Source organism: Occallatibacter sp., from assembly GCF_049582745.1.
Taxonomy (GTDB): Bacteria; Acidobacteriota; Terriglobia; order Terriglobales; family Acidobacteriaceae; genus Telmatobacter.
Window position 1 is genome coordinate 1 of the sequence record NZ_JBAUUO010000097.1, and the last position, 5162, is coordinate 5162.

The window sequence follows — 5162 nt, forward strand, 5'->3', positions numbered from 1 at the left end:
GGGTACGTCGTCGTGGAGGGACAACACCAGCGACAAATAAGCACGGAAGAGATTCGCGAATTGTTGGAAGCCCTTCGACAAGCAGATTTTTTCTCGTTAAGTGACGACTTTCCCTTTGCAACCGACAGTTACTCCACTACAACTTCTGTCCAGATCGGTGCTGCTCGAAAGGTGATCACGGATTACGGGGTTGAGATCCCACCAGCTCTCAAAAATGTCCAGGACGCTATTTTGAAGTATTCTCATTCCGATCAATGGGTCAACGGAGACGCCGACACGGTTCGGGCGCTACTGGCAGAGAATTCGGACCCGACTGCCAGGCAAAACGTCCTTTCCGACGCTCTTCCGCGTGCTGCTCTATACAGCGAGACAGCGATTGTGCGTAGCATTCTGTCCAACAAAGTTGATTTAGAACATCATGGGCCTTATCACGCAACGGCATTGTTGCTCGCGGCAGACCGTGGGCTGCCAGACATGGTTGCATTGCTTCTCAAAGCTGGTGCAAATCCCCGCGCTGCTGATGAATTTGGCCGTCGTGCCCTAATCTTTGGAGCGGGTAGTGGCAATGCCGACGTCGTGCGGTTGCTACTTGCAGCAGGACTGAAAGGGGACGAGAAGGACAAATATGGCGACACGGCTCTGATGGCCGCCGCCGCTTCAGGAAACCCAGAATGTGTTCGCCTCCTCCTAGATCGCGGAGCCGAAGCTAATGCGAGAAATAAACGCCGCCAAACCGCGCTTCTTAGCGGTGCCACGGGAGATCCTGGTTTTAGCGTTGATGACTCCGGCAGAGGACACGCCGAAGTTCCAGAAGAAATGATACATCGCGACGCTGTCGTGAAAATGCTTGTAGATGCAGGTGCCAATATTAACGCACGTAGTTGGGACGGCGGAACGGCTCTTTTCTCTCTTGAAGATGATGCCGTCCAAGAGCTTATACGACACAACATCAATCTTGAAGTGCGCGATAACTATGGTGACACAGCATTGATTGAAACGGTCTCAGATTCTATAGCAGCCCGATTGATCGAGGCAGGTGCAAACGTTAATGCGAGAGGCCACGCTGGCGAGACCGCACTGATGACAGCTGCCCAGAATAATTTCGTCGAAAAGCTCAAGGTTTTGGTAAACGCTCCAGCTATTCGCCTCGATGAACGCGACGACAAGGGTCAAACGGCCCTCATGAGAGCAAAGGCAGCTCACAATGAAGATTGCGTTCGAGTACTGACCGCTGCGGGTGCAACCCAGTACACGCCGCGTTCAGGTCGAAATAAGCGTCGCGCGCTTTTACCCACCCGAGGAGCTATTCCGCAGCAGGGGGCCACAGTGATGAACAACGGAGATGAAAACCACACCGAACTTCTAACGGTTCAGGAGACTGCCAAACTCTTGAAGGTGCCAGTTTCTTGGGTGTACGGGCACACCAGAAAGCGCTCGATAGATCGCCTGCCGGGATATCGCCTTGGGAAGTACTGGCGTTTCCGCGCAGACGAAGTAATCGCCTGGGTGCAGCGCCACGGGAGAGATCGCGAAGCAGCTTGACATGAGGACTACACTCAGAAGCGACGCAGAACAAGCTGGGCGGGCCATCGAGATCCCAAAGAAGGGAGAAACGATGGCTCGAAGAGGTTTCCAGCAAGGATCGCTTTTCCAGCGCGGCACCCGAAGAAAGCTTTGGGTGGCACGCTGGTGGGAGGATGTAATTCAAGTAGACGGCACGCTCGGCAGACTGAGGCGATCCGAAGTGATCGGGACCGTCGCTGAATTTCCGACGCGCCGCCTGGCTATGCAGGTTCTGTCTCAGAGGTTAGGGTCGATCAACAACGGTAAGGCACGACCGCAGTCGGTCCGTACATTCGGCGATTTCGTCAAGAACGATTGGACGCCTGTGGTCTTGCCAATGCTGAAATACGCAACTCAGAAGCACTATCGGTACATGCTCGACGTGCATCTCAATCCTGCTTTCGGCCAGAGACAGCTTCGTGAACTCACGCGAGAAGAGCTGCAAAGCTTCCTCAGCCGAAAACTCAGCAACGGGTTGTCGTGGGAAACCGTTCACCACTTCAAGTGTGGTATGAGCAAGATTCTCGGAGCAGCCGAGGAATGGGGCTATATTGCCGAGAACGTAGCTCAGAAAACGAAACTCCCGCGACGGCAGCATGGAGCGGAGCGGGTTGTCCTCACTCCGATCCAGATACGGGGCATAGCTGCGGCGCTCAATGAACCCGCACGCTCGGTCACGTTGCTACTGGTGCTGACGGGATTGCGTGTAGGGGAGTTGCTTGCGCTTCGATGGGGGAGCATTGATTTGAAGGCTCGTTTGCTCCGCGTAGTCGAGACGGTGTATGACGGGCACTTCGATAAACCCAAAACAAAGCGCAGTGCGCGAACCATTCCGATTGGGACGGAGACGGCAGAAATTCTCGCCGGCATCTGTTCCACCGCTGTTGACCCAAAGGCCCTAGTATTCGCAACACGCGAGGGATTGCCGCTAGATCGCTGGAATCTCTTGCGCAAGCACCTGAAGCCTGTCGCAAAGAAATTAGGGCTTCCTGGTGTCACGTGGCATCTTCTGAGGCATAGCCACGCGACGATGCTCGACGGTGTGGGTACTCCAATAGGAACGATGCAATCTCTGTTGGGACATGCCACGCCGGAAATCACGCGCGAGATTTATTTGCACGCGATCCCGGAAGAGCAGCGTCGCGCTGTGGAAAGCGTCGAGCGGCTTGTATTTGGACCCAAATGGACCCAAGTTCAGGCTCCGACGCAGACCACGTCAGGCAGAGTAAATTGAAAACAAAGAAATAATTGGTCGGGGCGCGCGGATTTGAACCGCGGGCCTCCTGCGCCCAAGGCAGGCGCGCTACCAGGCTGCGCTACGCCCCGACATGAAGTACGTAAAGATTATAAAGGACTTCCCAACAGAACTGTTGCTCCATCTGACCAATTTCGCCTCCAACTGTGCCAAAACTGTGCCAAATAGATTTCACTGAACCATCGCTGTGCCAGAATCCAACGGCATTTCATTGGCCTGGCGGTTGATTTTCTCCAGAGCTTCTCTCTTCATTTGCAGTTTCATTTGCGAGTAGCGTTTGAAGACCTGAGAGTCCCCTTGAGCCACAGGTTCCCTGCGTTCGTGTAATGAGCGACCGGAGGCGGTTGAGCACAAGAATACCATTCAGCGTTGGCTGTTGCTGCCGCAAATATGCCGCAGTTCTACTCAAGCCCAGGCGAGCAAAATGCCCTTATCCACGTGCCCCGACCACCAACCCGTATACAAGCAACAAAGAAACCAGTCCCGGGCTTAACGGACGGATTTCCTGCGGCAACAATTACAGCTATCGAAATGTGGTTTTCATCGAGAATCTGCGAAGGAGTCTTGACCACCGCATTGGACCTGCTGGTAGTAAGAGGTGCCCGCCCTGCTGTCGGCTTGGATGGCTGCTGAGCCCAAACAGCGATTGGCAAAAGCATGAGCCCGCCAAGACGCCTCATTTTCATATGGATCTCCATGAAATTAACTGCATCATAGACCCCCTGGATTGGGCGTGTCATCAACGAGAAACCTGGCAACACCTGCTTAGTCATCACCAGAACTGGGCTGGATGGGGAGGAAGAGAGTGGTCCAGCGCCCGGCTCACATTGCGATTCAGGCCGCCCAAGAAGAGAACGCACGGTTAACGTTATGCCTGCTAAACAAGAAGATGTAGAGAAAATCATTGCGACGGTTCCAGGCTTCCAGAGGCAGTGGCAGGAGTTCGTAAAGGAGTCGGAAAAGGAAACTTCGCCGCAGTGGTATCTCGTAATGGGTGGATTGGCTCATTACCTGGTCGAAAAATACGCCCAGGAAGCGACAGGCGAATTTTCGGATTTGTTTGCCTCCGTTGAGACCCTCCTTCACAAGCCTGACCCTGAGCTTGAGAACCTCATCACAGTTGGGCTGTTGGAGGATATCCAAAACGTCGCCAGTCATCGAGACTTCGGAGCTGCACCCTTTTTACGATGGCTGGGACCGAGGAGCCTTGTTGTCTGGAATGAAATTAATGCATATATGAAACGGGTAAGCGATTGGGCCGCGAAGCAGGAACCCCGGCGCGAAGCTTTTGACGTCGAGAAGGCTTTGTCGCAGGTCGAGAATCCTCAACTTAGGAAAATTATCGAGTCTATGTATCGGAAAAAGTAGTGACGTGAGGGTACAGCGTTGAATGACGAGAAACAGAAATCCACGGCCCCGATAGGACGCCCCCTTGCGGTTGACGCCACTGCGGAGAGTGCCTCTCGTACTGAACCTGGCTTCATCGCGAGGCCACCTGGGGCTGCCGTGTATCACGGCTTCCAGGCTCTTAGTGATGTTGCCGTGGATGGTTTCGTGTTTGGCGAAATTACAGATTTCGAGATTGAGCCTTGCGAATGTGGAGACGCCTTCGTCATTGCTCCGGACAACAGTCGAGCGGGGCTTGTCTGGGAGGTTTCAGATAAACATTTCTTTCGAGAGGTTTGCCCTGCGGACACAAACCGCTGGGGTGTTTGGGTTGTCTCCTTCCCCTGGTCTATGACAAGCCGCCACAATGTCAAAAAGAATCTCGAATCGATCCTTCCTGAACTTAGAATACGTTGGGATTAATGGCGCGAAAGGTACACGAAGTGAGGAGACACAGGCTATCATTCTCGCTGACCGTCGGAATCTGGCGGAACGAAAAATTGTCATGCGGCGAATTCTTGGGCCAAAAGCGTAGGTCAGACGGTCATCCAAGGTTTCTTATCGTCCGGACCGCTAGAATCAGTTATGACTCTTGCCCTTCCCCACGATAGTTCACGTGACCCAAGCCTCAATTCTGTCGTGGTTAGCCACCACGAATGGCTCGTTTTGGGAGTTCGGTGCCCCGGTTGAGAATTTCCAGGTAGCGGTGATACGTGAAGAGGCGATGGCGCTGTTTGCCGGTCGTCTCACGAACCATGCCGAGCTTTACCATGTGCTGCAAAGCCTTAGCCACCGTGGGCGCGGAGAGGGAGAGCTGTTCGGCTGTTGCGGGGATCGTGATGATCGGCTTGCGTTGAAGGTGTAGGTGAACGCGCAGGACCGATCCAGCCGGCCGGCCAAGCTCCTCGATCTTCCGGCGGTCCTTTTCAATGAGCTTGAGTATCTCCCTAGATGTATC

Annotated in this window: 4 protein-coding genes and 1 tRNA gene; 3 read left to right on the top strand and 2 right to left on the bottom strand. The window is 54.0% G+C overall.

Annotation, left to right across the window (positions count from 1 at the left end):
* Positions 1–1542, top strand: a 1542-nt coding sequence (locus WCA10_RS14740; RefSeq protein ID WP_472823295.1) for an ankyrin repeat domain-containing protein, incomplete at its 5' end; no start/stop codon positions are given.
* A gap of 73 nt (positions 1543–1615) precedes the next feature.
* On the top strand, positions 1616–2797 hold the full coding sequence (locus tag WCA10_RS14745) for a tyrosine-type recombinase/integrase (RefSeq protein ID WP_472823296.1): 1182 nt from the start codon (positions 1616–1618) through the stop codon (positions 2795–2797).
* Positions 2798–2812: 15 nt separating this feature from the next.
* On the opposite strand, the gene WCA10_RS14750 is transcribed toward WCA10_RS14745, so the two are convergent.
* A tRNA-Pro gene (locus tag WCA10_RS14750) sits at positions 2813–2889 on the bottom strand.
* A 799-nt stretch (positions 2890–3688) separates the two neighbouring features.
* On the opposite strand from WCA10_RS14750, the gene WCA10_RS14755 reads away from it, so the two are divergent.
* Positions 3689–4186: a DUF7674 family protein gene (locus tag WCA10_RS14755; protein WP_472823297.1), complete on the top strand. Its 498-nt coding sequence runs from the start codon at positions 3689–3691 to the stop codon at positions 4184–4186.
* A gap of 661 nt (positions 4187–4847) precedes the next feature.
* On the opposite strand, the gene WCA10_RS14760 is transcribed toward WCA10_RS14755, so the two are convergent.
* Positions 4848–5162: winged helix-turn-helix transcriptional regulator (locus WCA10_RS14760; RefSeq protein WP_472823298.1), on the bottom strand; the 315-nt coding region annotated here is incomplete at its 5' end.

What these genes read in the sequence shown, in the direction of transcription:
- WCA10_RS14755 (WP_472823297.1), top strand. Translation starts at nt 3,689, where the DNA reads ATGCCTGCTAAACAAGAAGATGTAGAGAAAATCATTGCGACGGTTCCA.
- WCA10_RS14745 (WP_472823296.1), top strand. Translation starts at nt 1,616, where the DNA reads ATGGCTCGAAGAGGTTTCCAGCAAGGATCGCTTTTCCAGCGCGGCACC.